General features: G+C 68.4%; 25 protein-coding genes. 18 read left to right on the top strand and 7 right to left on the bottom strand.

Annotation, left to right across the window (positions count from 1 at the left end):
• Nucleotides 1-158: 158 nt before the first annotated feature.
• Nucleotides 159-3,044 carry a M16 family metallopeptidase gene (locus MC45_RS07695; RefSeq protein WP_038661496.1) on the bottom strand — a complete coding sequence of 962 codons (2,886 nt, stop codon included), beginning with the start codon at nt 3,042-3,044 and terminating at the stop codon, nt 159-161.
• A 154-nt stretch (nt 3,045-3,198) separates the two neighbouring features.
• On the opposite strand from MC45_RS07695, the gene MC45_RS07700 reads away from it, so the two are divergent.
• The 7 genes from MC45_RS07700 to MC45_RS07730 all read left to right on the top strand — a co-directional run bounded on the left by MC45_RS07700 (nt 3,199) and on the right by MC45_RS07730 (nt 8,149).
• Nucleotides 3,199-4,014: an aspartyl/asparaginyl beta-hydroxylase domain-containing protein gene (locus MC45_RS07700; protein WP_038661498.1), complete on the top strand. Its 816-nt coding sequence runs from the start codon at nt 3,199-3,201 to the stop codon at nt 4,012-4,014.
• Between the two features lie 154 nt (nt 4,015-4,168).
• Nucleotides 4,169-4,741 (top strand): NifU family protein, encoded by a 573-nt coding sequence (locus MC45_RS07705; protein WP_038666821.1) that lies wholly within the window; start codon nt 4,169-4,171, stop codon nt 4,739-4,741.
• A complete protein-coding gene (locus tag MC45_RS07710) occupies nt 4,741-5,334 on the top strand; it encodes a malonic semialdehyde reductase (RefSeq protein WP_038661501.1) in 594 nt (197 codons plus the stop codon). The genes MC45_RS07705 and MC45_RS07710 overlap by 1 nt, the downstream gene beginning before the upstream one ends.
• A gap of 239 nt (nt 5,335-5,573) precedes the next feature.
• Nucleotides 5,574-6,215: a tRNA (adenosine(37)-N6)-threonylcarbamoyltransferase complex dimerization subunit type 1 TsaB gene (gene tsaB, locus MC45_RS07715; protein WP_038661504.1), complete on the top strand. Its 642-nt coding sequence runs from the start codon at nt 5,574-5,576 to the stop codon at nt 6,213-6,215.
• A complete protein-coding gene (locus MC45_RS07720) occupies nt 6,215-6,682 on the top strand; it encodes a GNAT family N-acetyltransferase (protein WP_038661507.1) in 468 nt (155 codons plus the stop codon). Before tsaB ends, MC45_RS07720 begins: the two co-directional genes overlap by 1 nt.
• Before the next feature lie 63 nt (nt 6,683-6,745).
• Nucleotides 6,746-7,168, top strand: a complete 423-nt coding sequence (locus MC45_RS07725; RefSeq protein ID WP_038661510.1) for a Fur family transcriptional regulator — start codon at nt 6,746-6,748, stop codon at nt 7,166-7,168.
• A 261-nt stretch (nt 7,169-7,429) separates the two neighbouring features.
• Nucleotides 7,430-8,149, top strand: a complete 720-nt coding sequence (locus tag MC45_RS07730) for a lysophospholipid acyltransferase family protein (RefSeq protein ID WP_038661513.1) — start codon at nt 7,430-7,432, stop codon at nt 8,147-8,149.
• 13 nt (nt 8,150-8,162) lie between these two features.
• Here the strand turns inward: MC45_RS07730 and MC45_RS07735 are convergent, their stop codons facing one another.
• Nucleotides 8,163-8,963 (bottom strand): MipA/OmpV family protein, encoded by an 801-nt coding sequence (locus MC45_RS07735; protein WP_052075567.1) that lies wholly within the window; start codon nt 8,961-8,963, stop codon nt 8,163-8,165.
• Between the two features lie 248 nt (nt 8,964-9,211).
• Here MC45_RS07735 and MC45_RS07740 point away from each other — a divergent pair, with 248 nt between their 5' ends.
• The 10 genes from MC45_RS07740 to MC45_RS07785 all read left to right on the top strand — a co-directional run bounded on the left by MC45_RS07740 (nt 9,212) and on the right by MC45_RS07785 (nt 18,848).
• Nucleotides 9,212-9,691 (top strand): DUF4142 domain-containing protein, encoded by a 480-nt coding sequence (locus tag MC45_RS07740; protein ID WP_169742532.1) that lies wholly within the window; start codon nt 9,212-9,214, stop codon nt 9,689-9,691.
• A 199-nt stretch (nt 9,692-9,890) separates the two neighbouring features.
• Nucleotides 9,891-11,231 (top strand): tRNA (N6-isopentenyl adenosine(37)-C2)-methylthiotransferase MiaB, encoded by a 1,341-nt coding sequence (miaB, locus tag MC45_RS07745; protein ID WP_156143803.1) that lies wholly within the window; start codon nt 9,891-9,893, stop codon nt 11,229-11,231.
• A gap of 236 nt (nt 11,232-11,467) precedes the next feature.
• Nucleotides 11,468-12,466, top strand: a complete 999-nt coding sequence (locus MC45_RS07750; protein WP_038661516.1) for a PhoH family protein — start codon at nt 11,468-11,470, stop codon at nt 12,464-12,466.
• Nucleotides 12,467-12,512: 46 nt separating this feature from the next.
• The gene (locus MC45_RS07755; RefSeq protein ID WP_038661518.1) at nt 12,513-12,767 is read left to right on the top strand and encodes a transcription factor; all 255 of its coding nucleotides are present in this window, start codon (nt 12,513-12,515) and stop codon (nt 12,765-12,767) included.
• A gap of 16 nt (nt 12,768-12,783) precedes the next feature.
• Entirely contained in the window at nt 12,784-12,996 is a 213-nt protein-coding gene (locus tag MC45_RS07760) for a type II toxin-antitoxin system VapC family toxin (RefSeq protein ID WP_342667025.1), read from the top strand.
• Complete coding sequence (gene ybeY / locus MC45_RS07765) at nt 12,993-13,505, top strand: rRNA maturation RNase YbeY (protein WP_038661521.1); 513 nt, start codon at nt 12,993-12,995, stop codon at nt 13,503-13,505. Before MC45_RS07760 ends, ybeY begins: the two co-directional genes overlap by 4 nt.
• A 10-nt stretch (nt 13,506-13,515) precedes the next feature.
• A complete protein-coding gene (locus MC45_RS07770) occupies nt 13,516-14,424 on the top strand; it encodes a hemolysin family protein (RefSeq protein WP_038661524.1) in 909 nt (302 codons plus the stop codon).
• A gap of 63 nt (nt 14,425-14,487) precedes the next feature.
• On the top strand, nt 14,488-14,841 hold the full coding sequence (locus MC45_RS07775) for a hypothetical protein (RefSeq protein WP_038661527.1): 354 nt from the start codon (nt 14,488-14,490) through the stop codon (nt 14,839-14,841).
• A gap of 170 nt (nt 14,842-15,011) precedes the next feature.
• Complete coding sequence (gene katG, locus MC45_RS07780) at nt 15,012-17,231, top strand: catalase/peroxidase HPI (RefSeq protein ID WP_038661530.1); 2,220 nt, start codon at nt 15,012-15,014, stop codon at nt 17,229-17,231.
• A gap of 288 nt (nt 17,232-17,519) precedes the next feature.
• On the top strand, nt 17,520-18,848 hold the full coding sequence (locus tag MC45_RS07785; protein WP_038661533.1) for a PQQ-dependent sugar dehydrogenase: 1,329 nt from the start codon (nt 17,520-17,522) through the stop codon (nt 18,846-18,848).
• Nucleotides 18,849-19,108: 260 nt separating this feature from the next.
• Here MC45_RS07785 and MC45_RS07790 read toward each other — a convergent pair whose 3' ends face one another.
• Nucleotides 19,109-19,327, bottom strand: a complete 219-nt coding sequence (locus MC45_RS07790; RefSeq protein ID WP_038661534.1) for a hypothetical protein — start codon at nt 19,325-19,327, stop codon at nt 19,109-19,111.
• 297 nt (nt 19,328-19,624) lie between these two features.
• On the opposite strand from MC45_RS07790, the gene MC45_RS07795 reads away from it, so the two are divergent.
• Nucleotides 19,625-19,840 carry a cold-shock protein gene (locus MC45_RS07795; RefSeq protein WP_037534615.1) on the top strand — a complete coding sequence of 72 codons (216 nt, stop codon included), beginning with the start codon at nt 19,625-19,627 and terminating at the stop codon, nt 19,838-19,840.
• A gap of 117 nt (nt 19,841-19,957) precedes the next feature.
• On the opposite strand, the gene MC45_RS07800 is transcribed toward MC45_RS07795, so the two are convergent.
• The 4 genes from MC45_RS07800 to pncB all read right to left on the bottom strand — a co-directional run bounded on the left by MC45_RS07800 (nt 19,958) and on the right by pncB (nt 24,225).
• A complete protein-coding gene (locus MC45_RS07800; protein ID WP_052075569.1) occupies nt 19,958-21,067 on the bottom strand; it encodes a hypothetical protein in 1,110 nt (369 codons plus the stop codon).
• Nucleotides 21,064-21,774 carry a phosphocholine cytidylyltransferase family protein gene (locus tag MC45_RS07805; RefSeq protein WP_038661538.1) on the bottom strand — a complete coding sequence of 237 codons (711 nt, stop codon included), beginning with the start codon at nt 21,772-21,774 and terminating at the stop codon, nt 21,064-21,066. The genes MC45_RS07800 and MC45_RS07805 overlap by 4 nt, the downstream gene beginning before the upstream one ends.
• A 37-nt stretch (nt 21,775-21,811) precedes the next feature.
• Nucleotides 21,812-22,708, bottom strand: coding sequence for an NAD(P)-dependent oxidoreductase (locus MC45_RS07810; protein ID WP_038661541.1), 897 nt, complete (start codon nt 22,706-22,708; stop codon nt 21,812-21,814).
• Nucleotides 22,709-22,920: 212 nt separating this feature from the next.
• The gene (pncB, locus tag MC45_RS07815) at nt 22,921-24,225 is read right to left on the bottom strand and encodes a nicotinate phosphoribosyltransferase (RefSeq protein ID WP_038661544.1); all 1,305 of its coding nucleotides are present in this window, start codon (nt 24,223-24,225) and stop codon (nt 22,921-22,923) included.
• Nucleotides 24,226-24,296 lie beyond the last annotated feature (71 nt).

Below are 24,296 nucleotides of genomic sequence, written 5' to 3' on the forward strand. Positions count from 1 at the left end.
CCACCGGGCCGCGAGAGAACGGTGTCGAAACAGGCCTTTCTACTCGCCGCAGGGTGGACCCCGGAACAAGTCCGGGGTGACGGGGTGGGCTTGGAAGACGACAGGCTTGCGCGAGCGTCCATATGCGATAGCCCTGCCCTGCCGGGGGAGGATTTCCGTCACTTCCCCTTTCGCGGCAGCACGGCCAGCGTCCAGTCCTTCGCCGGCACCAGATATTTCGCCGCGGTCGCCTGCAACACATCGGGCGTCACGTCGCCGAAGTCGCGGCCGATGCGACGCGTCGCCTCCAGCCGGCGATCGTCATAGGCCCCGCCCGACAGCTCGCGCAGCCAGAACAGGCTGCTTGTCGCCGCGCGCGCATAGACCTGCTGCAACGGCCCCTTCACCCGCGCCAGCTCGTCGGCGCCGATCGGCGTCTTGGCGAGATCGGCGGCGATCTCGCGCGACAGGCGGAAGAACAGGTCGACGTTCGCCGGCGCGACCTGGCTCACCGCCATCAGGCGGCCGCCGCCCGGCAGCCCCTTGGGCCAGTTGCTCGCGACGCCGGGACTGTAGCTCGCCCCCGCCGCCTGCCGCATCCGCTCGAACAATCGGTCGCTGAACACCTGCGCCAGCACGTCGAGACGGCGCGCCTCGGCGATGTCGGCGACGCCGGCGCCGGTCGGCCAGGCGATCACCGCGCTCGCCTGATTGTCGGGGCCCTTGTGGTAGCGCAGCACCGGCGTCGCGACATGCGCGGGGAAACGCACCGGCGGCGCCGCCGTCGTCGGCTGGGTGCGCGCGGGGATCGCGCCGAGGCTCTTGGCCACCGCGGCGATCGCCTCGTCCGCCTTGACGTCGCCGAACACGTCGACCTCGATCGGACCGCTGGCGAGCAGCGGCGCCCAGAACGCCTCGAACGCCTTGGGCGTCAGCGCGTCGACCGCCTTGGCGTCGGGCGTCGCCCAGCGCGGATCGCCGGCATGCAGCAGCCCTTCCAGATCGCGCGACAGCACGCCGTCCGCGGACGAATCATAACCGGGAATCGCGGTCAACGCCGCCGATTTGGCGCGTGCCACCGGCGCCGGGTCCCAGCGCGGATGCGCCAGCTTGGCGGCGATCAGCGTCAGTTCGTCGGCATAATCCTTGGGGCTGCTCAGCGCGGCGATCGAGAAGGTGTCCTCGTCGATGCCGAAATCGAGGCCGAGCTGCCGCCCCGCGGTGAGCTGGTCGAGATCGTCCTGCCCCAGATTGCCGATGCCGCTTTCCATCAGCGCGAGGTCGCCCGCCCACGCCGGGCTCGGCCGGTTGGCGGGCAGCGAATTATAGCCGCGGCCGAACCGCACCCGCACGAAGACGCGGCCGGTATCGTCGGGGTTGGCGAACACCAGCATGCGCACGCCATTGGCGAACACCACCTTTTCCGCTGGCAGCCCGACGAGCGGCTCGCGCGACGCAACCGTGCCGGCGGCGCCGAGCGCCGGCAGCTTGGTGAAGTCGACCGCCGCCTGGCTGGCGCGCTTGATCGTCAGCGTCGACACGTCCGCCTTGAGCGCGGCGGCGAGCTTCTCCGCCGTCCCCTTCTCCGCGGTGCGCGTGTTGACCAGCGCCCGCGTGGCGTCGCCCTGGAACAGTTTCTTCGACGAGGCGAGCACCGCAGCGGGGTTGAACATCCCCTTCTGCTTCGCTTCGGTCAGGATCGCATAGCTGTTCTCGGGCGCGGTCACCGTCTCGCGGATGTCGAGCGCGCCGGCCATGTCGTCGGCCTGTTTGGCGCTCGCCTCGACCCGCGCGGTCTCGACGCTGTTGCGGATCGCGACCTCGTAATCGGCATATTCGCGGTCGATCTCGGCCTGCGTCGGCGCGCTGTTCTGCGCATCGGCGATCACCGCGCGCACGTCCTTCAACGCCTGTTCCCACTGGTCGCCGACCGGCAGGATCAGCACCGAGGTCATGTTCGCCGAGCGCGACCGGTCGTCGAGGTCGACCCCCGCCTGCACGAAGCTCGCACCGGCGCGCGCGCGCCGCTCGAGCCGCCGGCTGATCACCTTCGCGGCGATCGTGTCGACCATCCGCTTCTGGTTGAAGATCTTGGTATCGTCATTGTACTGCCAGGGGCGCATCACCCCCATCATCACCAGCGGCGGCAGGCCGGGTTCGACCAGCGTCGCCGAGGTCGGCTGCTTCGGATCGGGCTTGCCGAAATCGGGATCGGCAGGGTTGGGGCCGTTACCCTTCCAGCCGGCGAAATGGCGCGTCACCATCTGGCCCAGCGTCGCCGGGTCCATGTCGCCCGAGATGATGACGACCGCGCGTTCGGGGCGATACCAGCGGTCGTGGAACGCCTTGATGCTCGCGCCGTTCGCCGCGTCGAGCGTCTCGACCGTGCCGATCGGCGAGCGTTCGGCGAGCGGCTGGCCGGCGAAGAACAGCCGGTTCATCGCGTCCTGCAGCTTGACCTGCGGACCGGGCTGTTCGCGCCGCTCGGCGAGCACGATCGGCCGCTCCGCCGACACCGCGGCATCGGTCAGCGCCGGCGCCGCCATCATCCCCGACAGGATCTTGAGGCTCTCGTCGACCGTCTGGTCGGTCGCCGAGGGCAGATCGAGCTTGTAGAGCGTCTGCGTCGGCGTGGTCGAGGCGTTGCTGTCCGAGCCGAAGGTCGCGCCGAACCGCTGCCACACCCGCTTCGCTTCGCCGTCGGGGACATATTCCGAGCCGCGGAACGAGAGATGCTCGATGAAATGCGCATAACCGCGCTCGCTGTCCTTCTCGTACAGCGAACCCGCGTCGATGCGGACGCGGATCGACACCTGCCCCGGCGGCACGCCGTTCTTGCGCACCGCATAGCGCAGGCCGTTGGGCAGCGTACCGAACACCCAGGCGGGATCGTGCGCGAGGTCGCTGCCCTTGTAGAGCCACGGCGTCGGATCGACCTTGACCCCGGCGTCCGGGGCGGCAGCGGTGGAGGATGCGGGCCGGGCGGGAGCCCTGACCTGGGCGAGCGTCGCCGACGCGAGGGCGAGGACGAGTACGGGCGCGAACGCGCGGGTGAAAAACGCCATAGTCCCCCTCTCTAGCGATTGCGGTGCGACCCCGCCAGCGTGACCGTATCCTCCTCGTTTCGGTCATCATTTCGCCCCAGCCGGGGCGTAGCCCGACGGTCTTGGTGCAGCCGGGCAACGACGGGCCCGACGCGACTCGATGATGGTATCTGTAATGACGACCGGTATGAACGAAGCGGCCCCCGCAATGTGGCGGAACTCGGGCAAGGCCGTGCCCACCCAGCCCGCGCCGCTCGCCGCCGAGCCCGGCCGGCCGCTGATCATCCGCATCGGCAAGCGGCTGCGCGGCCTGTTCGACCGGATGATCGCCGCCTCGTCGCTGGTCGCCAACGATCCGGTGCTCGACGTGCGCCAGTTCGGCTGGACCGCGCTGCTGCGCGACCAGTGGCAGACGATCCGCGACGAGGCCGCGGCGGTGGCGCTGCAGGGACAGCCGGCGCCGAGCCTCGCGACGATCTCGCCCGATCACCGGTCGATCGCCGAGGTCGACAAATGGCGCTCGTTCTTCCTGTGGGGCTATGGCTATCCGATCGAGGACAATCTGGCGCGCTGCCCGGCGACGCAGGCGCTGGTCGCGCGCATCCCCGGCCTCAACAGCGCCTTCTTCTCGATCCTCGCGCCCGGCACGCACATCCCGGCGCATCGCGGCGTCACCAAGGGGCTGATCACCTGCCACCTCGGCCTGTTCGTGCCGCGCGACGGCGACGTGCGGATGCGCGTCGCCGACCGCATCGTCCGCTGGGCGGAGGGCGAGACCCTGGTCTTCGACGACACCTACGACCACGAGGTGTGGAACGACAGCGCGGGGACGCGCGTGGTGCTGCTCGTCCAGTTCGAACGCCCGCTGCGCAATCCGGGCAAATGGATCGCCGACCTCTTCCTCGGCGTGGTGCGGAGATCGCCGTTCGTCCAGGAGGCGCGCGCGAACATCAAAAGCTGGAACGCCGCGGTCGAGCAACTCGAGGCGTAACCAAATCCTCCCCCGCAAGGGGGAGGGGGACCGACACGCGTCAGCGTGGTGGTGGAGGGGGAGGAATTTGGCCGGAGGAATTCAGGGGACGCGGAAACAATCCCTTTCCGCCGTTACGCTTGATCCCCCGCCCCCCACGGTCCACATGACGCTCATGCTGATCGAGACCGAAACCACGCCCAATCCGGCGACGCTCAAGTTCCTGCCCGGCCGCACCGTCATGGATGCCGGCACGCGCGACTTCGCCACCCCCGAGGAAGCCGAGGCGAGCCCGCTCGCCGAGATGCTGTTCGCGCTCGGCGACGTCACCGGCGTGTTCTTCGGGCGCGACTTCGTGTCGGTCACCGCCGCGCCCGGCGTCGAATGGCACAGCCTCAAGCCCGACGTGCTGGCCATCCTGCTCGACCATTTCGCCGCCAACATGCCGCTGTTCCGTCAGGGCAGCGCCGGGTTCAGCGTCCCCGCCGACGAAGAGGTACTGACCGACGACCCCGCCGATGCCGACATCGTCGCGCAGATCCGCGAGCTGATCGACACGCGCGTCCGCCCCGCGGTGGCGAACGACGGCGGCGACATCGTCTATCGCGGGTTCGACAAGGGCAAGGTCTTCCTCCGCATGCAGGGCGCCTGCGCCGGCTGCCCCTCGTCCAGCGCGACGCTGAAGAGCGGCATCGAGCAGCTCCTCAAATATTACGTCCCCGAAGTCACCGAGGTGAGAGCCGTCTGATGTCCGACCCCCTGTCCGATACCGCGCTCGACCGCATCTTCCGCACCGCGCGCAGCTACAACGGCTATACCGACCGACCGGTGACCGAGGATCAGCTCCATGCGATCTGGGAGCTGATGAAGTGGGGCCCGACCAGCGCCAACCAATTGCCCGCACGACTCGTCTGGTGCGTCAGCGACGATGCCAAGGCGAAGCTCGCCGCCTGCGCGTCGGACACCAATCAGGCGAAGATCCTGAAAGCCCCGGTCAGCGTCGTCATCGCGATGGACGTCGAGTTCCACGAACACCTGCCCGAGCTGTTCCCCCACGTCGACGCCAAGGCGTGGTTCGACGGCAATACCGAGCTGCGCACCGCCTCGGCGGTCCGCAACTCGACCTTGCAGGGCGCCTATTTCATCATCGCCGCACGCGCGCTCGGACTGGATACCGGGCCGATGTCGGGCTTCGACCAGGGCGCGGTCGACAAGGCGTTCTTCGCCGACCGACCGGGGGTGCGGACCAACTTCATCTCCACGCTCGGCTATGGCGATCCGGCGAGCGTCCACGACCGCCTGCCCCGGCCGGGCTTCGAACGGTTCAACACGATCGCGTGACACGGTGGAGTGAAGGCGAGCCGTCGCCTTACTCTCTCCGTCACCCCGGGCTGGTTCCGGGGTCCACCCGTCGGCAGGCGTATGCTTCCCTTTCGAGCCACTCCCCTCGCCGCAAAGTGGACCCCGGAACCAGTCCGGGGTGACGAGTGGACAAGGCACGGTCGCGCCTATCTCGCGTGAAAGCACTGACGAAAACCGCGCTTGTCCGCCGCGCTCGCGTGTCGCAAAGCAGTCCAAACATGACCGACGCCCCTTCCCGCACCCTCGTCATCGACACCGCCACCGCCGCCTGTTCGGTCGCGCTGATCGAGGACGGCCGTGTCATCGCCGCGCAGCATCGCGAGGTCGGCCGCGGCCATGCCGAGCAGTTGCTGCCGATGATCGCCGACCTGCCCGACGGTGGCCGCGCCGCGCATATCCTCGTCGACGTCGGCCCGGGCAGCTTCACCGGCCTGCGCGTCGGCATCGCCGCCGCCCGCGGGCTCGCGCTCGGCTGGGATGCGAGCGTCGCCGGCTATTCCAGCCTGTCGCTGATCGCCGCCGCCGACTTCGCCGCCGGCCGCACCGGCGAAATCGCGGTGATGCTGGAGGGCGGCCATGGCGAGGTGTTCGTCCAGTCCTTCACCGCCGGCCCCGCGCCGCTCGACGACCTCGCCTCGCTCAAACCCGACGTCGCGATCGCCGCGCTCGGCGATCGTTATCCCGTCGGCAACGGCGTGCGCTGGCTGCAGCAGGTCGCGCCGGAGCTCGCCGGCCAGCCCGCGCTACCCGACGCGTCCGATGCGCTGCTGCTGCCGCAGGCGCTCGCGACGCTGCCGCCACGCCCGGTCTACGGCCGAGCCCCCGATGCCAAATTGCCGGGCGGAAAGGTGCCCGCGTGATGGCGACGCGTCAGGTGATGCTGCGTACCGGCGACGCCCGCGACGTCGCCACGGTCGATGCGCTGATGGCCGCCGCGTTCGAACCGCGCTTCGGCGAGGCGTGGACGCGCAACCAGTGTCTCGGCGTGCTGGCGATGCCCGGCGTCCGGCTGACGCTCGCTTATGTCGACGAAGCCCCCGCCGGTTTCGCGATGGTGCGCAGCGTCGCCGACGAAGCCGAGCTGCTGTTGCTCGCGGTCGATCCCGTCTGGCGCCGTCGCGGCATCGCCCGTGCGCTGCTGCGCGGCGTCATCGCCGAGGCGCAGGCGACCGGCATCGCCGACCTGCATCTCGAGGTGCGCGAAGGCAATGACGCCGTCCGCCTCTATACCGAACAGGGGTTCGCCAAGGTCGGCGAGCGTCGCAATTACTATCGCGGCAAGACCGGCCAGGCGTTCGACGCGCACACCTATCGCCGCGCGATCTGACCATCTGCTTTTTGCGAGTCGGTTTCGCTTTTCGCAACAAGCCACCTGCACTACATAGGGGACATGCCCCGCAAGATCGATCTCGAAGCCCTTTGCAACCAGAAGGGCCTGCGTATCACCGAACAGCGCCGCGTCATCGCGCGCGTCCTGTCCGAAGCCGAAGACCATCCCGACGTGGAGAAGGTCTATGAGCGTGCCTCGGCGATCGATCCGGGGATTTCGATCGCCACCGTCTACCGCACGGTGCGGCTGTTCGAAGAGGCGGGCATCCTCGACCGTCACGATTTCGGCGACGGCCGCGCTCGGTACGAGCCCTCGCCCGAGGCGCATCACGATCATCTGATCGACGTCGAGACCGGCAAGGTCATCGAGTTCGTCGATCCCGAGCTGGAACAGCTCCAGAAGGCGATCGCCGAGAAGCTCGGCTTCCGCCTCGTCGACCACCGCATGGAATTGTACGGCGTCAGCCTCGACCGCAAGGCGTGAGCGCGGCCGCCGTCTCGTGACCGATGGGGTGGCCGCCGATGTATTCCACACCAGACACATCTGGCGGCGAGTATAGATTCGATCGATCGCCCCATGAGCTCCGTCACCCCGGACGCGTTCGAGCCCTGCCGGAAAGTCCGCATCCCCGCGATTCACAACAATGCTCCTGCGGAAGCAGGAGCACTTGGCGGGCTGCCGCAAAGATCTCGAATAAATCCGGGGTGATGAAGTGGTTGTGATACCGGCACCCTCCTTGTCGCGATGATCGCCAACCTGCGCCTCGCCGGCCGCCTGCTTGCGCTCGTCGTCGCCCTCCTCGGCGGCCTCGCGCTGCACGGCGTCTGCCGGCTGTTCCGCCGGCCTTCGCTTTGGCCACGGCGGTTCCTCGGGCTGGTCGCGCGGATCGTCGGCGCGCGGGTGCGCGTCGTTGGCACGCCGCTTGATCGCGACGTGGTGTTCCTCAGCAATCATCTCAGCTGGATCGATATCCTCGCGATCGCCGGGGCCACCGGCAGCGCCTTCGTCGCCAAGGGCGAGTTGCGCGGCGTGCCGCTGGTCGGCTGGCTGTGCACGCTCAACCGCACCCTCTTCGTCAGCCGCGACGACCGGTTACAGGTGGCCGCGCAAATCGCGCAGCTCCGCACCGCGATCGGCGCCGGCGGGCCGGTGACCGTCTTTCCGGAAGGCACCACCGGCGACGGCGTCACCCTGCTGCCGTTCAAGGCAGCGCTGCTCGCCGCGCTCGACCCGCCGCCGCCGGGCGTGCGCGTCCAACCCATCCGAGTCGATTACGGCACGGCGACGCCCGAGCTCGCCTGGGTCGGCGACGAGCCCGGCGGGGCGCATGCGCTGCGGGTGCTGCGGCGACGGGGACGCTTTCCGGTGACGCTCCACCTGCTCGCGCCATTCGATCCCGCCGCGGCGGGCAATCGCAAGGCGATCGCCACGCAGGCACGGGCGGCGATCGAGGACGCCGCCTGAACCCGCCGCCGCCTCAATGCACGCCGGCGCCGAACGTATAGCTTAGCGCCAGCCCGACCGAAGGCTGGCTGCGAGAGCCGAAGGCGCGCACCACCGGTGATCGGCCGGGATCGCCGACCAGCCGGTCGTATTTGGCATAGCCGGACACGCCCCAATGCGGGGTCAGCTGCCGCAAGGCGCCCACCGTCGCCCCGACCGCCTGCAAACCGCCGTCCGCCTTGAACGCCGGCAGCCCGGCGAAGGCCGCATCCGCGGCGGCGACGCCGAAATAGGCGCGATTGTAGCGCGCGCCCGCCAGCGTGACCCGCGGTCCGATCGAAAACAGCCACCGGTCGGCATCGCGTGCGATATAATCCGCGCCGACCACGCCGATCAGCCCCTTGTGTCCGCCCAGCCCCTGCCGCGCCTCGACGCGGAGCCGCAGCGCGTCGCTCAGGGCATATTGGACGAAGCCGCCGAGCTCGACGGTGGCGCCGACGCTCGGCAGCCGTCCACCGACATCGCGGGCGCGCCGGCGACCCTCGAAGCCGATCACCGGCCCGAACTGGAACCGGTCGTCGCGCAATATCGGAAAGCCCGCGCTTTCATCCGGCGCTTCGAAGGCGAAAGGCGTATCGCCACGGGTCCGCGACACGTCGACGAACGGCCGCAGCGCAAACGAATCGGCCCCCGGATAACGCGGCACGAGCTGCGGCCCCAGCCCGATCCGCGTGCGCCGTGGCGCGTCGACCTCCGCCTCCTGCGCGAAGGCGGGCGTGGCGCCGCAGCCGGTGGCGAGCAGCAGGGCGATAGCGGAGCGCGTCATGATCGTCATGACCCGACCGTACAGCGTTTATTCGCAATGGCGAAGCGGGTGGCATCCCTGATGCGCCGCAACATTTCGACCTGCCCGGATCGGCTCCGCCATAGATTTCGCCAAGTCTAGGCCAAGAAGGAACAGCTTCCACCGGCAGTCGTTGGACAGCTCGATCCCAGGAGATAGACATGCGCAAGATATTGATTTGTATCAGCACGATTGCCCTCGCCGCGACATCTGCCAGCGCGCTGGCACAGGACGTCGGCATGATGACTCCGACCCAGGTCGGTGCGACGCCGCTCACCGGCACGCCGGCTCAGAATTACGTGACCTGGGCGGCGGACGGCGACATGTACGAGATCCAGTCGAGCAAACTCGCGCTCACCAAGGCGAAAAGCCAGGCGACCAAGGATTTCGCGCGCGAGATGATCGCCGACCATATGCAGACCACCAAATCGCTGATGGCGGCGCTCCCCAAGACCGAGCCCAAGGTCGCGAAGCCCGGCAAGGCGCTGTCCGAACCCAATGCGGCGAAGATCGCGGCGCTCAAGTCGGCACCCGCCGACGGCTTCGACGCCCTCTACATGCAGCAGCAGGCCGACGCGCATAAGACCGCCTGGGCACTCCACAAGGGCTATGCCACCGATGGCCAGGATCCGGCGCTCCGCCAAGTCGCGACCAGCGCGGTGCCGATCATCGAGAAGCACCTCGCCCACGCCCAGAGCGGCGCCGCCGGCACGATGTAACCCAGTTCCTCCCCCGCCAGGGGGAGGTGGCAGCGCAAAGCGCTGACGGAGGGGGAGGAAGGGGTGGAGCTTGTTGATTGAGCTCCCAACCCAACCCTCCCCCTTCGCCATACGGCTGCCGCACGATCCCCCTCTACTCCCGAGGGAGGAACAGGTTACCCGCTGGCGACCACCCCCCACATCCTGTATGCGCGCCGGCATGACTCCCGCGGACAAACCCCAGACCCCGCCCAAGACCTTCCACGTCAAGTCGTTCGGCTGCCAGATGAACGTCTACGACGGCGAGCGCATGGCCGAACTGATGGCGGCCGAGGGGATGACCGCGACCGACGATCCCGATCGTGCCGATCTCGTCGTGCTCAACACCTGCCACATCCGCGATCGCGCGACCGAGAAGGTCTATTCGGACATCGGCCGGCTGCGCAAGAATGCGCGGGTGAACGAGCGGACCGCACCGATGATCGCGGTCGCCGGCTGCGTCGCGCAGGCCGAGGGCGACGAAATCGTCCGCCGCGCGCATGTCGACGTCGTCGTCGGCCCGCAGGCCTATCACAATCTTCCCGCGCTGGTGGCGAGCGCCGCCGCCGGCACGCCCAGCCTCGACACCGACATGCCGCTGCTGTCGAAGTTCGGCGCGCTGCCCGCGCGCCGCCGCGTCGGCCCCTCCGCCTTCCTCACCGTGCAGGAAGGCTGCGACAAATTTTGCACCTATTGCGTCGTGCCCTATACGCGCGGCGCCGAGGTCAGCCGCCCGTTCGCGGCGATCGTCGACGAGGCCAAGGCGCTGGTCGACGCCGGCGCACGCGAGATCACGCTGCTCGGCCAGAACGTCAACGCTTGGGACGATGACGGGCGCGGACTGCACGATCTTATCCGCGTGCTCGATCGTATCCCCGGCCTCGCCCGCATCCGCTATACGACCAGCCACCCCAACGACATGCGGCAGGGGCTGATCGACGCGCACGGCGACGTCGAGAGCCTGATGCCCTTCCTCCATCTGCCGGTGCAGGCGGGCAGCGACCGCGTGCTCAAGGCGATGAACCGCAACCACGACACCGCCTCCTATCTGCGCCTGCTCGACCGGGTGCGCGCGGTCCGCCCCGATATCGCGCTGTCGGGCGACTTCATCGTCGGCTTCCCCGGCGAGACCGAGGCGGAGTTCGCCGAGACGCTGCGGCTGGTCGACGCGGTCGGCTATGCGCAGGCCTATTCCTTCAAATACAGCCCGCGGCCCGGCACGCCCGCCGCCGACATGGCCGGCGCGATCCCCGAGGTGGTGATGGACGAGCGGCTGCAACGATTGCAGGCGGCGCTCGGCCGCGACCAGCAGGCGTTCAACCAGGCGAGCGTCGGCCGCAGCTGCGACGTGCTGATCGAACGCCGCGGCAAATTGCCCGGCCAGATGCTCGGCAAGTCGCCATGGCTGCAATCAATCCATCTGATGACCGACGCGGCGATCGGTGACATGGTCTCGGTCGACCTGCTCTCCGCCGGCCCGGTATCGCTTGCGGGTGCCGAACGGGTGCGCGTAGCGGCCTGATTTGCGCGCAGAGGCGCAGAGACACGAAAGTGTTGCGCGTGGCGCAAAGCATCTCGATCCCAATGGCTAGAATGCAAGTCGCTGACGCGGCATCTTCGCGCGACATCTCCGCGTCTCCGCTTCTCCGCGCGAACCACCCTTCTTCGCGCCTTCGCGTGAAATCGACCTTTCCCGCTTCCCTTTCGCCCGCCCGCATCCCACATTCCTTTCATGCCATCACGGCATGAAAGGACCGCATGAGTCGCAAGCCCGTCCCCGCCCGCTCCGGTGAACGCAGCCGGGCTGAGGTGTTGTTCGACAAGCCGCAATTGCTCGCCACGCTCTTCGGGCAATATGACCAGAATCTCGTCGCGCTCGAAAACCGGCTCGGCGTCTATATCACCGCCCGCGGCAATCGCGTCGGGCTGGAGGGCAGCGCCGAGCATGTCGCGCTCGCCCGCGACGTGCTCCAGGACCTGTATCACCGCCTGCAACGCGGCGAAGAGATTGACACCGGCCTCGTCGACGCCTCGATCGCGATGGCGTCGGAACCCACGCTCGACGGCATCGTCAGCACCGAACGCGGCGCCATCCCCTCGGTGATGATCCGCACCCGCAAGAAGACGATCGTGCCGCGCACCCCGGCGCAGGCGCATTACATGCGCGAACTGTCGACCAACGACATGATCTTCGCGCTCGGGCCGGCAGGCACCGGCAAGACCTATATCGCGGTCGCGCAGGCGGTGTCGCAGCTCATCACCGGCAGCGTCCAGCGCCTCATCCTGTCGCGCCCCGCGGTCGAGGCGGGCGAGAAGCTCGGCTTCCTCCCCGGCGACATGAAGGAGAAGGTCGATCCGTATCTGCGCCCGCTCTACGACGCGCTGCACGACTGCCTGCCCGCCGAGCAGGTCGAGCGCCGCATCGCGAGCGGCGAGATCGAGATCGCCCCGATCGCCTTCATGCGCGGCCGCACGCTGGCGGACGCCTTCGTCATTCTCGACGAGGCGCAGAACACCACGCCGGCGCAGATGAAGATGTTCCTCACCCGTTTCGGCCAAAACAGCCGGATGGTGATCTGCGGCGACCCCAACCAGACCGATCTTCCCGGCGGCGTCGGCTCGTCGGGGCTGGCGGATGCGACGATGCGGCTCGAAGGCGTCGAGGGCATTTCGATGACCCGCTTCACCGCCGCCGACGTCGTCCGCCATCCGATCGTGGGGCGGATCGTCGAGGCCTATGAGGGGCCGGGCGCTTGAACGGAATGTATATCTCTGTGGCTTTGTGAGGATATCAGGAGCACTTATGGCGTCCCTCTATCCCGAGAAGAGCGATATGGCCGATCCGGTTTGCGAAGTCGGTGCCTTGCTGGGCATTAGCGAGACGGCGGCAGTCGACGATGCCCGGCTGCACCCAGAGCAGGAACTGGAGCGAACCAAGGTGGTGAGCCTTCGTGAGCGTATGGAGGCGTGGCGGCAGGCACACCCCTTGGGCGAGCCCACCGGCCAGGTCGCCGACAAGGCGTTCTACGATTCGCTGAACGACGAGGAAGACGATTGACCATCTTCGTCGGTGCATCAGCGATGCTCGGCAGAGCGCCGCTATGCATCTCGTATCGATCGGCGCCGCGGAGGCGATGATCGCGACCGCAGCCTATGATCGCTACGGCAAGGGCCGCCACCCCGCCCGGCTCAACATGGGCGATTGCTTCGCTTATGCCTGCGCCAAGACGCACGATGCCCGCCTGCTCTACAAGGGCGATGATTTCTCAAAGACGGACCTTGCATGATCCAGATCGAACTCGCCCGCGAAGAGCCCTGGCCCGCCGACACCGACTGGGACGCGCTCGCCGCGCGCGCCACCCGTGCCGCGATCGGGCTCACGCCTTATGGCGAATTGCTCACCACCGCCGCGACGGTCGAGATCAGCGTCCGCCTCACCGGCGACGAGGAGGTGCGCACGCTCAACGCGCAATATCGCCAGAAGGACAAGCCGACCAACGTCCTGTCCTTCCCGATGGTCCAGCCCGACCTGATCGACACGGTCAGCCAGAACAGCGACGACGGCGAGCTGCTGCTCGGCGACATCGTCATGGCCCATGGCGTCTGCGAGGCGGAGGCGCGCGAGAAGGGCGTCAGCGTCGCCGAACATGCCACGCACCTGCTGGTGCACGGCACGCTGCATCTGCTAGGCTATGACCATATGGGGGACGAGGAAGCCGAAGCGATGGAGGATATCGAGCGTCAGGCGCTCGCCACGCTCGGCATTTCGGACCCTTATTTAGTGCGAGAGGACTGATACGGCCGCCATGGCAGACGACCGAAGTAGCGCCGGCAACGGCGACCCCAGCGAATCGAACATCTGGCGCGGGCTGAAGACGTTGATCTTCGGCGGGGCGCATGAAGAATCCCTCCGCGAACAGCTCGAGGAGGCGATCGATCGGCACGAGGACGATCCCGCGCCCGACGCCAAGGGCGACCTGACCCCGCTCGAGCGGCAGATGGTGCGCAACCTGCTCCACTTCGGCGAGCGCGACGCCGGCGACGTCGGCGTGCCGCGCGCCGACATCGTCGCGGTCGAGGAAGGCACCACCTTCGCGCATCTCGTCCAGATCTTCGCCGAGGCGGGCCACAGCCGCCTGCCGGTCTATCGCGGCGAGCTCGATACGATCATCGGCATGGTCCATATCAAGGACGTGTTCGCGATCCTCGCCACCGGCGCCGAGCATCCCGCGGACATCTCCGGCCTGATCCGCGAGCCACTCTACGTGCCGATGTCGCGCGGCGCGCTCGACCTGCTCGCCGACATGCGCGCGAGCCACGTCCATCTCGCGGTGGTGCTCGACGAATATTCGGGGACCGAGGGGCTGGTCACGATCGAGGATCTGATCGAGGAGATCGTCGGCGAGATCGAGGACGAGCATGACGAGGCACCCGAGGCGCTGCTCGTGCCGATCGACGGCGGCGCCTGGGATGCCGATGCGCGTGCCGAGCTGGAAGACGCCGCGACGCTGATCGACCCGCGTCTGGGCGAGACCGATCACGACGTCGATACGTTGGGCGGGCTCGCCGCGGTGCTGGCGGGGCATGTGCCGACCGTCGGCGAATGCGTCGATCATCCCAGCGGCTGGAAGCTCGAGGTGCTCGATTCGGACGAGCGACGCATTCACCGCCTGCGGCTGCACCCGCCGGTGACGCGCGAGATCGAGGAGGACTGAGCGCACTCAGCCCCCGTTCAGCCGCGATGGCGATGATCGCAGGCGAACGGATAGGAGGTGTGCATGCAGCCCTTGTCGAACGGTCAGCGGACGATCCGCCCCGCCCTCCTGTGTCTCGCGGCGCTCTTTGCCACGCCGGCGCTGGCACAGGCGTGGACGACGATCCGCGCGACCCCGCCCGCCCCGGCCGCCTATCAGGTCGCCAAGAACCACGACGACATCCGCGCCGGGCGCAGGTCCGGACAGCTCTCCAGGGTCGACGCCGGCGATCTTCGCCGCGACAACGCCCGCGTCGGCGATCTCGCAGTCACCTATGCCAGAAACGGCACGACCGACTCCGAAGCCGCCTTCGTCCAGGCCGCCGCCGAAGCCACCCACAGCCGCATCGTCGCGAAACGCACCCAAGGCGCGAAGTGATGCGACACCTTCGGCCGCGATGCGGCCGATACTGATCGCCTATTTCGATCACCGCCTTCGCGAATTCGCGTTTTCCCGATCTGTCCCGCTCCGGTAGCAATAGCAACATACCGGCGCGGCACAGGAATGTGTGCGTGACGCCAGACAGACCCGATCGAGGAGAGACGAACATGGACGCCATCACCGAAGGCAGCCCGATCAACGACCCCAGGAAGCAGGCCGCCGCCAAGCGCCGCCTGCTCGGTCGCACCGCCAAGGATTGGTGGCCCGAATCGCTGTCGATCGACATCCTCCACCAGAAGGGCGTCAGCGGCAATCCGATGGGCGACGACTTCGACTATCGTTCGGAATTCCTCAGCCTCGACTATGATCAGCTCAAGGCCGACCTGACCGCGCTGATGACCGACAGCCAGCCGTGGTGGCCGGCCGATTACGGTCATTACGGCCCGTTCTTCATCCGCATGGCATGGCATAGCGCCGGCACTTATCGCACCGGCGACGGCCGCGGCGGCTCGTCCGCCGGGCAGCAGCGGTTCGCGCCGCTCAACTCGTGGCCGGACAACGGCAATCTCGACAAGGCCCGTCGCCTGCTGTGGCCGATCAAGCAGAAATACGGCCGCCAGCTGAGCTGGGCCGATCTGTTCATCCTCGCCGGCAACGTCGCAATCGAATCGATGGGCGGCCCGACCTTCGGCTTCTCCGGCGGCCGCGAGGACGTGTTCGAGCCCGAGAAGGACGTCTATTGGGGCACCGAGGAGGAATGGCTCGGCCAGACCCGTATCGACGAGGAAGCCGGCCTCGCGCTCGAAAGCCCGCTCGCCGCGATCCAGCACGGCCTCATCTACGTGAACCCCGAAGGTCCGGGCGGCTGCCCGCATCCGCAGGGCTCGGCGCGCGACATGAAGGAGACCTTCGCGCGCATGGGGATGAACGACGAGGAGACCGTCGCACTGACCGCCGGCGGCCATACCTTCGGCAAGGCGCATGGCGCCGGCGACGCCAAGCTGGTCGGTGTCGAGCCCGAGGGCGCGGATATCGCTTCGCAGGGCCTCGGCTGGACCTCGACGCACGAGAGCGGCATGGGCGACCATACCATCACCTCGGGCATCGAGGGCGCTTGGACGCCGACGCCGACGACGTGGGACATGAGCTATTTCGACATGCTCTTCGACCATGAGTACGAGCTGGTGAAGAGCCCGGCGGGGGCGCATCAGTGGCAGCCGGTCGGCAGTCCCGACGAGACGCTCGCCCCGGCGGCGCATACCGCTGGCAAGCGCGTGCCGACGATGATGACCACCGCTGACATGGCACTCAAGGTCGACCCCGCGTATAATGCGATTTGCCAGAAATTCCGCGCCGACCCGGCCTATTTCGCCGATGCCTGGGCACGGGCGTGGTACAAGCTGACGCATCGCGACATGGGGCCGAAGATCCGCCTGATCGGCCCGGAAGTGCCCCAGGAAGAGCTGATCTGGCAGGACCCGATCCCGCTTGCCGATTATCCGCAGATCGACGACGGCGACGTCGCCGCGCTGAAGACGGCGATCGCCGATTCCGGCCTGTCGATCGAGGAACTGGTCACCACTGCCTGGGCCTCGGCCTCGACGTGGCGCGGCTCGGATCATCGCGGCGGCGCCAACGGTGCGCGCATCCGCCTCGCCCCGCAGAAGGACTGGGAGGTCAACCAGCCCGAGCAGCTCGCCCGCGTCTTGTCGGTCTATGAGGGGATCAAGGCGGACTTCGACGGCAAGGGCGCGAAGAAGGTGTCGCTTGCCGACCTGATCGTGCTCGGCGGCTCGGTCGGGATCGAGACGGCGGCCAAGGCGGCCGGCCATACGATCGCGGTGCCCTTCACCCCCGGTCGCACCGACGCCTCGGCCGAGCGGACCGATGCCGAGGGCTTCGACGTGCTCGAACCGCGCGCCGACGGCTTCCGCAACTATCTGCAGGTCAAGTTCAACGTTCCGACCGAGGAGCTGATGGTCGACCGGGCGCAGTTGCTCGGTCTGTCGGCGCCGGAGATGACGGTGCTGGTCGGCGGCCTGCGCGTGCTCGGCGCCAACCACGCCAAGGCGAAGCAGCATGGCGTGTTCACCGACCGGCCGGGGCAGCTGACCAACGACTTCTTCGTCAATCTGCTCGACATGGGCACGGCGTGGAAGCAGATCAGCGACGAAAGCGACGAGGAATTCCTCGGCACCGACCGGGCGACGCACGAGCAGAAATGGACCGCGTCGCGCACCGATCTGGTGTTCGGCTCCAACTCGCAGCTGCGCGCGCTCGCCGAAGTCTATGCCGCGTCGGACGCGCAAGGCATGTTCGTCAAGCACTTCGTCCAGGCCTGGACCAAGGTGATGAACGCCGACCGCTACGACCTGCTGCCGGGCTGATCAAGTCGTGCTCCCGCGCAAGCGGGAGCACGACTTGATCGAGACCCTTTAAAAGTCCCCATCACCGGTAGGTCAGCGCAGTGCTCCTGCGAACGCAGGAGCCCAGAGCCAAGCAGAACGTCCTATGGCGTTCGCGACTCCTGGGCTCCTGCTTTCGCAGGAGCACTCGTAAAAGTCCTGCCGGGGTTCCGATACGTCCGGGATCACGGAATGGGTGGGACCGGACATACCTTCTGCCCCCCCACCTTTCCCCTTCCGCGCGCGCGGCTGCCCCCCTATCGTGGCGTCATGCTGAAGCACGTCCTGCGCGTCGCCGCGCTCCTTGTCGTGATCGCCATCGCGGTGGTCGTCTATCTCGCCTGGCCCGATACCGCGCAGGTGCCGTTCGACCGCGTCACCGGCAAGCGGCCGCAGATCGTCGCGCCGCGCGAACAGACGCTGCCCACCGTCAAGGTCGCCGATGTCGTCGGCTGGCAGGGCAGCGAGACCCCCACCCCCGCCGCCGGCCTGACCGTCAAGGCGTTCGCGAAGAACCTCGATCACCCGCGCTGGCTGTATCGCCTGCCCAACGGTGACGTACTCGTCGCCGAGACGAACAGTCCGCCGCGCAAGGGCGGGGGCATTCAGGGCTGGGTCATGGGCCTGCTGCTCGGCAAGGCGGGCGCCGGCGTCCCCTCGGCCAACCGCATCACCCTGTTGCGCGACGCGGACGGCGACGGCGTCGCCGAACAGCGCCACGTCTTCATGACCGGGCTCAATTCGCCGACCGGCATGGCGCTGCTCGGCGGCCAGCTCTACGTCGCCAACACCGATTCGGTGGTGCGCGCCCCCTATACCGAGGGCGCGACGCAGATCGCCGCCAAACCGGAACTGGTGGTCAAGCTCAACGGCGGCGGCAACCATTGGGCGCGCACGCTGGTCGCCGCGCCCGACGGCCGCACGTTGTTCGTCGGCGTCGGTTCGTCGTCGAACATCGCCGAGAACGGGCTCGACGCGGAGAAATATCGCGCCAACATCCTCGAAGTCTATCCCGAACAGAAGACCTTCCGCGTCTATGCCTCGGGCCTTCGCAACCCGCAGGGGATGGCGATCAGCCCGTTCAACAAGCAGCTCTGGACGGTGGTCAACGAGCGCGACATGCTCGGTTCCGATCTTGCGCCCGATTATCTGACGCAGGTCGAGCTCGGCGACCAGTTCGGCTGGCCGTGGTTCTATTGGGGCGGCTATCCCGATACGCGCGTCGAGCCGGCGCGCCCCGATCTGCAGCAATATTCCAAGCGTCCCGATTATGCGCTCGGGCCGCACGTCGCCGCGCTCGGCCTGACCTTCGCCGGCGACGTCAAGCTCGGCGACCGCTTCGCGCAGGGCGCGTTCATCGGCGAACACGGCTCGTGGAACCGCAAGCCGGTATCGGGCTACAAGGTGGTGTTCGTGCCGTTCGCGGCGCGCGGCTTCCCCGCGGACGGGGCCAAACCGATCGACGTGCTGAGCGGCTTCCTTAATGCCGACGGCAAGGCGCGCGGCCGCCCCGTCGGCGTGATCGGCGACCGCACCGGCGCGCTGCTGGTCGCGGACGACGTCGGCAACACGATCTGGCGGGTGGCCGGGGGAAAGTAAGCTGGAGCGCGCGGGTCGTCATCGCGGCGTCGTCGGCAAGGAACGGCGACCGGGCGACCTCGCCACCGGATGACGAGACGTATGCGACAGTCGCCCAGTGCTCCTGCGAAAGCAGGAGCCCAGGAGTCCCGAACGCCATAAGACGTCGTCTTGCTTGGCTCTGGGCTCCTGCTTCCGCAGGAGGACTGTGCTGACGGACCGGGTCGCGGACCTTCGCCGAGCGCTTGCTGACCGGGGCGGCCGATGCCGCCCCTGCGATCCTATGCCGTGCGCAGGCGCAGCGGCGTGCGCTCCACCGTGCCGGACAGCACCTTGCGCCCGAACACGCGGTTCATCGTCGCGGCGCCATCGGCGTTGGTCAGCACGACGCGCGTCCCGCCCGAGGCGAGCGTCTCGATCGCGCTGATCGTCACCTTGTGCTTGCGGCACAGGGCCTCGACATCGGGCTTGGCGGCGTTGACGTTGATGGCACGCGACATGCGGATCTCCCATAGGCAGCGGGAGCGCATATCATCTCTCAGTCGGGCCATGCGCAGGGTGGGGCAGCCCGATGGTCTCTAAATGGACCTTGCTGCGCTGCGGCGCAAGCCTTCGTACGTCACCCGCGCTCCGCCCCTTGCCGAATGACGCCGCATGCCCCATATAGCCGATGCTAGAGTCGCACATCGACGGTCTACGGCGTGCTTTGCGGCTCCCTCTTCCTTCCTTCCCTGCTTCGTACGCGATTTGGCGCGTCGGTAATCGTACCGTCGTGCCGCAAGAAGAAAGGATCTGCCATGAGCAGCATCACCGGCACCGTAAAGTTCTTCAACGCCGACAAGGGCTATGGCTTCGTCGCACCCGATACGGGCGGCGCGGATGCGTTCGTCCACATCACGGCGGTGGAGCGCGCCGGCATGGCGACGCTGAACCAGAACCAGCGCATCAGCTACGACCTGGAGCAGGACCGTCGGGGCAAGACCTCGGCCGTCAACCTTCAGCCGGTCGACTGATCGGTTTCGGACGGGGCGGGTCACACTGTCTTGTCCGGCCTGAACGCAAGAGCCCGCGGGAAACCGCGGGCTTTTTTGTGTCCGCACCGCAAGGCGGCCGTTCGTGTGGTCGCGCGATTACCTCCGCAACACCGCCAGCACCGCCTCCGCCGCCCGTGCGGGCGCAACCCCAGTCACATCCCCCAGCGACTCCGCCGCGAACCGGCGCTGCGCCGCGACGTACCGCGGATGCTCCGCCACCGCCCGCTCCAGCGCCGGCAGCAGCGCGTCGAGGTCGGTCACCACCTCCCCCGCCCGCCACATGTCGTAGCTGGCATCGCCCGCCCAATCGACGCGGCGCGGATCGAGGAACACGCACGGCCGCGGCCGCATCAGGAACTCGACCACCTGACTCGATGTATCGCCCAGATACACGTCCGCCATTGCGGTGTAGCTGCCATCGACCATCGCGAAACTGTCGAGATCGACATGCACGTCCCCCCGCCCCGCTAACGTTCCGGCGAAGGCGCGAACCTCCGGCGCCTTCTCGGCCAGCCGCTGGTGCGGCGCGAAGATCAGATTGTAGCGCCCCGACGCGACGATCCGCGCCACCGCCGCCGCGCCCCAGTCCCACCACGACGAGCGATGTCGCTGCCAGTGCGGCGCGTACAGCAGCACCGGCCGCGCCTGCGCGAAACGCAGATCGGCGCGGCTGCGCTGCCGGAACCCCGCCTTGATATAGCCCGTCACCGCGACCGCGACGGGATCGACCCCGTGCGCCGCCAGCGCCGCGCGTTCGCGGTCCGCCGCGACGATGGTCAGCGTCGCGGCCCTCCGGCGCCGGTCGTCGCGGTTCATCATCGATCCCGCGCCGTGGAGGATGTTCACATACCGGCTGCGCGTCGGCAGCAGCGCCGGGATCCACAGGCTGGTCTGTTCCGCCGACACCACCACCCGGGTCCGCCACAGCAGCGGCGCGAGCCGCGCGAGCAGCGGCAGCTTGGCGGGCAGCGGCGGATTGCGCCCCGCCTCCCAGACGCCGAGATCGCGCCAGCCCGGCGCGCGGCGGATACGCACCCCCGGCTGCGCCCCCAGCCAGCCGGCGACCAGCGCCTCGTGCATCGACGTCGCCACCCACACGTCGACGCGCAGATCGGGTGCGCGCTCGACCAGCGTCTCCAGCACCGGATAGAGATGCGGAATCAGCAACGTCTCGCCGAGGAACAGGAAGGCGACGTCGGTCCTCACCTTTGCTGGCCGGTCCAGGCGGCGATATCTTCGGGCTGGTCGATCTCCTGCCACGCGCCCTCGCCCGCGACGATCGCGCGCACCGGCGCATAGGTCGCCAGCTCGGCGATCACCGCATGATGGAAGGCGTGGAGCCCTTCGGCGCGCGCGATCACCTGCTCCAGCGCCTGCGCATAGGCATCGCCACTGTGCGACACGATCACGCCGAGCGAGCGATGCGTCGCGACGTCGAGCGGCAGATCCTTGGCGACCGCGCAGACCTGCCGGTTGGCGACGGTGACGAGCATGTCGTCGGTCACCGCCGCGCGCAGCGGCTCGACCAGCAGGCCGACGCCGTCGCCCGGCGCCTCGACCGCAGCGGCGATCAGGTCGGCCGCGAACACCGTGTCGCCGTTCATCAGCACGAATGGATCGCCGAGCAGGTCGCGCGCCATCCACACGCTGCCGATGCTGCTCGCCACCGACCAGAAGGGATTGAACAGCAGCCGCACCGGCAGCGGCGGCGCCGCGCGGCTCAGATGCGCGCCGATCTGGCGATAGCGATAGCCACCGACGATCACCGCCCGCGCGACGCCCGCCGCGTGCAGCGCCTCCAATTGATGGTCGAGGATGCTGCGCCCGCCGACCTCGACGAGGCATTTGGGGATTTCGCGCGTCAGCGGCAGCAACCGCGAGCCGATGCCCGCGCTGAGGATCACAGCTTGCATCGGCGAGCCTGTAGCGCGACCGGCAAGCCACGCCAAATCAGCGCACCAGCCCGGGCGGCTCCCGGCCGGCGAAATGCGCGTCGAGATTGGCGACGACCATCGCCGCCATCGCCGCGCGCGCCTCGTGCGTCGCCGATCCCTGATGCGGCGACAGCACGACGGTATCGCGATGCAGCGCCGCCGGCACCGCGGGTTCGTCGGCGAACACGTCGAGCCCAGCGCCGGCGATCCCGCCCGCGTCGAGCGCCGCGATCAACGCCGCCTGATCGACCAGCGAGCCCCGCGCGACATTCACCAATACGCCCTGCGGCCCGAGCGCCGCCAGCACGCCCGCATCGACCGCGCCATCGGTCTCCGCCCCCGCCGCAGCGGCGAGGAACAGCGCGTCGCTCGCCGCCGCCAGCGTGCGCAGGTCGGGAACGTAGCGCCACGGCACGTCCTTCTTACTGCGTGCGGTATAGAGCAGCTCGGATGCGAAGGGCGCTGCCCGCGCCGCGATCGCCCGCCCGATCGCGCCGAGCCCGAACACGCCGATCCGCCGCCCCGACGCGCGCCGCGCCAGCGGCACGTCCCAGCCGCCGCCCCGCACCGCGCGATCGTTGACCGCGATCCGCCGCTCGACCGCGAGCCACAGCCCGATCGCGAGATCGGCGACGTCTTCGGTCAGCGTACCGGCGGTGATCGCGAGCGTGATACCGCGCGCGGCGAGCGCCGCCTTGTCGATCCCGTCATGGCCGACGCCATGCACCGCGACGATCTCGAGCGCGGGTAACCGTGCGAGCAGACCGGCGTCGAGCCGCATCGCCCCGCCGCCGACCAATCCGCGGATACGGTCGAGCGGCGCGGTGTCGAGCCCGACATGGACGGCGTAATGCTCCGCCAGCGAGGGGGTCAGTGTGTCGGGCAGCGGCGAAAGCGCGAGGATATCGATCATGCCTGCCTCAACGCATCCGACGCCGATCCGTCCCGACTCCGTTCGTCATCCCTCCCCATTCGTCATCCCGGCGAACGCCGGGACCCATGGTTGCGATGACATGATGGGAAGCGCCGACGGTGCAACGCGCGCGACACCTTCGCGTCTTCGCGTCTTCGCGCGAATCAAATCTGTCCGCACATGAGTCCGCCGGGATGACGAAAGGGTCCCCCTCACACGCTGACCACGCTCTCCTGCCGCCCGTCCGCGCCGAAGATCCGCAGATAGCGCGCGATCTCGGCGGGTTCGCCGGTCGCCTTGGCGGGATTGTCCGACAGCTTCACCGCCGGCCGGCCGTTCGCCCGCGTCACCTTGGCGACCAGCGAGATCGGCTCCAGCCCCGCCGCACCATCGGGGTCGCAGCCGCGGAAATCGTTGGTCAGGTTCGTCCCCCAGCCGAAGCTCATCCGCACCCGGCCATGGAAATGCCGATAGACCCGCTCGATCGAATCGACGTCCATCCCGTCGGAGAAGATCAGCAGCTTCTCGCGCGGGTCCTGGCCATGCGCCTGCCACCAGGCGATGATCTGCTCGCCCGCCTCGACCGGCGGTGCGCTGTCCGGACGAAAGCCGGTCCAGCCCGCCACCCAGTCGGGCGCGTCGCGCAGGAACGCCGCCGTCCCGAACGCATCGGGCAGCACGACGCGCAGATTGCCGTCGTAATGCGCCTGCCATTCCTCCAGCACGCGATAGGGCGCGCGCGCCACCCCGGCATCGTCGCTGGCGAGCGCGGCGAGCACCATCGGCAGCTCGTGCGCATTGGTGCCGATCGCCTCCAGATCGTTGTCCATCGCCAGCAGCACGTTGGACGAACCGATGAAGCGGCTGCCCAGCCCCTCCTTGAGCGCCTCGACGCACCAGCGCTGCCACAGGAAGCCGTGCCGCCGCCGCGTCCCGAAATCGGAGATCACCAGATCGGGCAGCGCGCGCAGCCGCTCCACCTTGTCCCACAATTTCGCCTTGGCGCGCGCATAGAGCACGTCGAGCGCGAACCGCCCCTTGTCGCGCAGCGCCGCCCGCGCGCGCAGCTCGTTGACGATCGCGAGCGCAGGAATCTCCCACATCGTCGTATGCGTCCACGGCCCGTCGAAGGTCAGCTCGAACTGCCCGTCGACACGGTGCAGCTCGTAGGGCGGCAGCTGGAATTCGCTCAGCCACTGGATGAAGTCGGGCGCGAACATCCGCTGCTTGCCGTAGAAGCTGTTGCCCGCCAGCCAGATCAGCTCCTTCTTGGCGAAGCGCACGCTGCGCGCATGATCGAGCTGCGCGCGCAATTCGCCCTCGTCGATCACGTCGGCGAGTCGCACCGTCGTGGTGCGGTTGATGAGCCGGAAGGTGGCGTCGACGTCGCCGTGCAGGTGACGGATCATCTGCAGCATCAGCAATTTGTAGAAATCGGTATCGAGCAGGCTGCGGACGATCGGGTCGAGCCGCCAATTGTGATCCCAGGTGCGCGTCGCGATGTCGGTAACGGCCATGGCCGCTCCGCTAGCCCGGATGCCGCGACGCGCCAAGGCTTCCCAACGGCAGGCACCCCGCCTAGGTTTGT

Origin of the sequence: Sphingomonas taxi, from assembly GCF_000764535.1 — a bacterium.
GTDB lineage: Bacteria > Pseudomonadota > Alphaproteobacteria > Sphingomonadales > Sphingomonadaceae > Sphingomonas > Sphingomonas taxi.

What these genes read in the sequence shown, in the direction of transcription:
- MC45_RS07795 (WP_037534615.1), top strand. Translation starts at nt 19,625, where the DNA reads ATGAGCAGCATCACCGGCACCGTAAAGTTCTTCAACGCCGACAAGGGC.
- MC45_RS07775 (WP_038661527.1), top strand. Translation starts at nt 14,488, where the DNA reads ATGCAGCCCTTGTCGAACGGTCAGCGGACGATCCGCCCCGCCCTCCTG.
- MC45_RS07720 (WP_038661507.1), top strand. Translation starts at nt 6,215, where the DNA reads ATGGCGACGCGTCAGGTGATGCTGCGTACCGGCGACGCCCGCGACGTC.
- MC45_RS07750 (WP_038661516.1), top strand. Translation starts at nt 11,468, where the DNA reads ATGAGTCGCAAGCCCGTCCCCGCCCGCTCCGGTGAACGCAGCCGGGCT.
- MC45_RS07755 (WP_038661518.1), top strand. Translation starts at nt 12,513, where the DNA reads ATGGCGTCCCTCTATCCCGAGAAGAGCGATATGGCCGATCCGGTTTGC.
- MC45_RS07810 (WP_038661541.1), bottom strand. Translation starts at nt 22,708, where the DNA reads ATGATCGATATCCTCGCGCTTTCGCCGCTGCCCGACACACTGACCCCC.
- katG (WP_038661530.1), top strand. Translation starts at nt 15,012, where the DNA reads ATGGACGCCATCACCGAAGGCAGCCCGATCAACGACCCCAGGAAGCAG.
- pncB (WP_038661544.1), bottom strand. Translation starts at nt 24,225, where the DNA reads ATGGCCGTTACCGACATCGCGACGCGCACCTGGGATCACAATTGGCGG.
- MC45_RS07770 (WP_038661524.1), top strand. Translation starts at nt 13,516, where the DNA reads ATGGCAGACGACCGAAGTAGCGCCGGCAACGGCGACCCCAGCGAATCG.
- MC45_RS07705 (WP_038666821.1), top strand. Translation starts at nt 4,169, where the DNA reads ATGCTGATCGAGACCGAAACCACGCCCAATCCGGCGACGCTCAAGTTC.
- MC45_RS07730 (WP_038661513.1), top strand. Translation starts at nt 7,430, where the DNA reads ATGATCGCCAACCTGCGCCTCGCCGGCCGCCTGCTTGCGCTCGTCGTC.
- MC45_RS07725 (WP_038661510.1), top strand. Translation starts at nt 6,746, where the DNA reads ATGCCCCGCAAGATCGATCTCGAAGCCCTTTGCAACCAGAAGGGCCTG.
- MC45_RS07710 (WP_038661501.1), top strand. Translation starts at nt 4,741, where the DNA reads ATGTCCGACCCCCTGTCCGATACCGCGCTCGACCGCATCTTCCGCACC.
- MC45_RS07805 (WP_038661538.1), bottom strand. Translation starts at nt 21,774, where the DNA reads ATGCAAGCTGTGATCCTCAGCGCGGGCATCGGCTCGCGGTTGCTGCCG.
- tsaB (WP_038661504.1), top strand. Translation starts at nt 5,574, where the DNA reads ATGACCGACGCCCCTTCCCGCACCCTCGTCATCGACACCGCCACCGCC.
- ybeY (WP_038661521.1), top strand. Translation starts at nt 12,993, where the DNA reads ATGATCCAGATCGAACTCGCCCGCGAAGAGCCCTGGCCCGCCGACACC.
- MC45_RS07700 (WP_038661498.1), top strand. Translation starts at nt 3,199, where the DNA reads ATGACGACCGGTATGAACGAAGCGGCCCCCGCAATGTGGCGGAACTCG.
- MC45_RS07695 (WP_038661496.1), bottom strand. Translation starts at nt 3,044, where the DNA reads ATGGCGTTTTTCACCCGCGCGTTCGCGCCCGTACTCGTCCTCGCCCTC.
- MC45_RS07790 (WP_038661534.1), bottom strand. Translation starts at nt 19,327, where the DNA reads ATGTCGCGTGCCATCAACGTCAACGCCGCCAAGCCCGATGTCGAGGCC.
- MC45_RS07735 (WP_052075567.1), bottom strand. Translation starts at nt 8,963, where the DNA reads ATGACGATCATGACGCGCTCCGCTATCGCCCTGCTGCTCGCCACCGGC.
- MC45_RS07785 (WP_038661533.1), top strand. Translation starts at nt 17,520, where the DNA reads ATGCTGAAGCACGTCCTGCGCGTCGCCGCGCTCCTTGTCGTGATCGCC.
- miaB (WP_156143803.1), top strand. Translation starts at nt 9,891, where the DNA reads ATGACTCCCGCGGACAAACCCCAGACCCCGCCCAAGACCTTCCACGTC.
- MC45_RS07740 (WP_169742532.1), top strand. Translation starts at nt 9,212, where the DNA reads ATGATGACTCCGACCCAGGTCGGTGCGACGCCGCTCACCGGCACGCCG.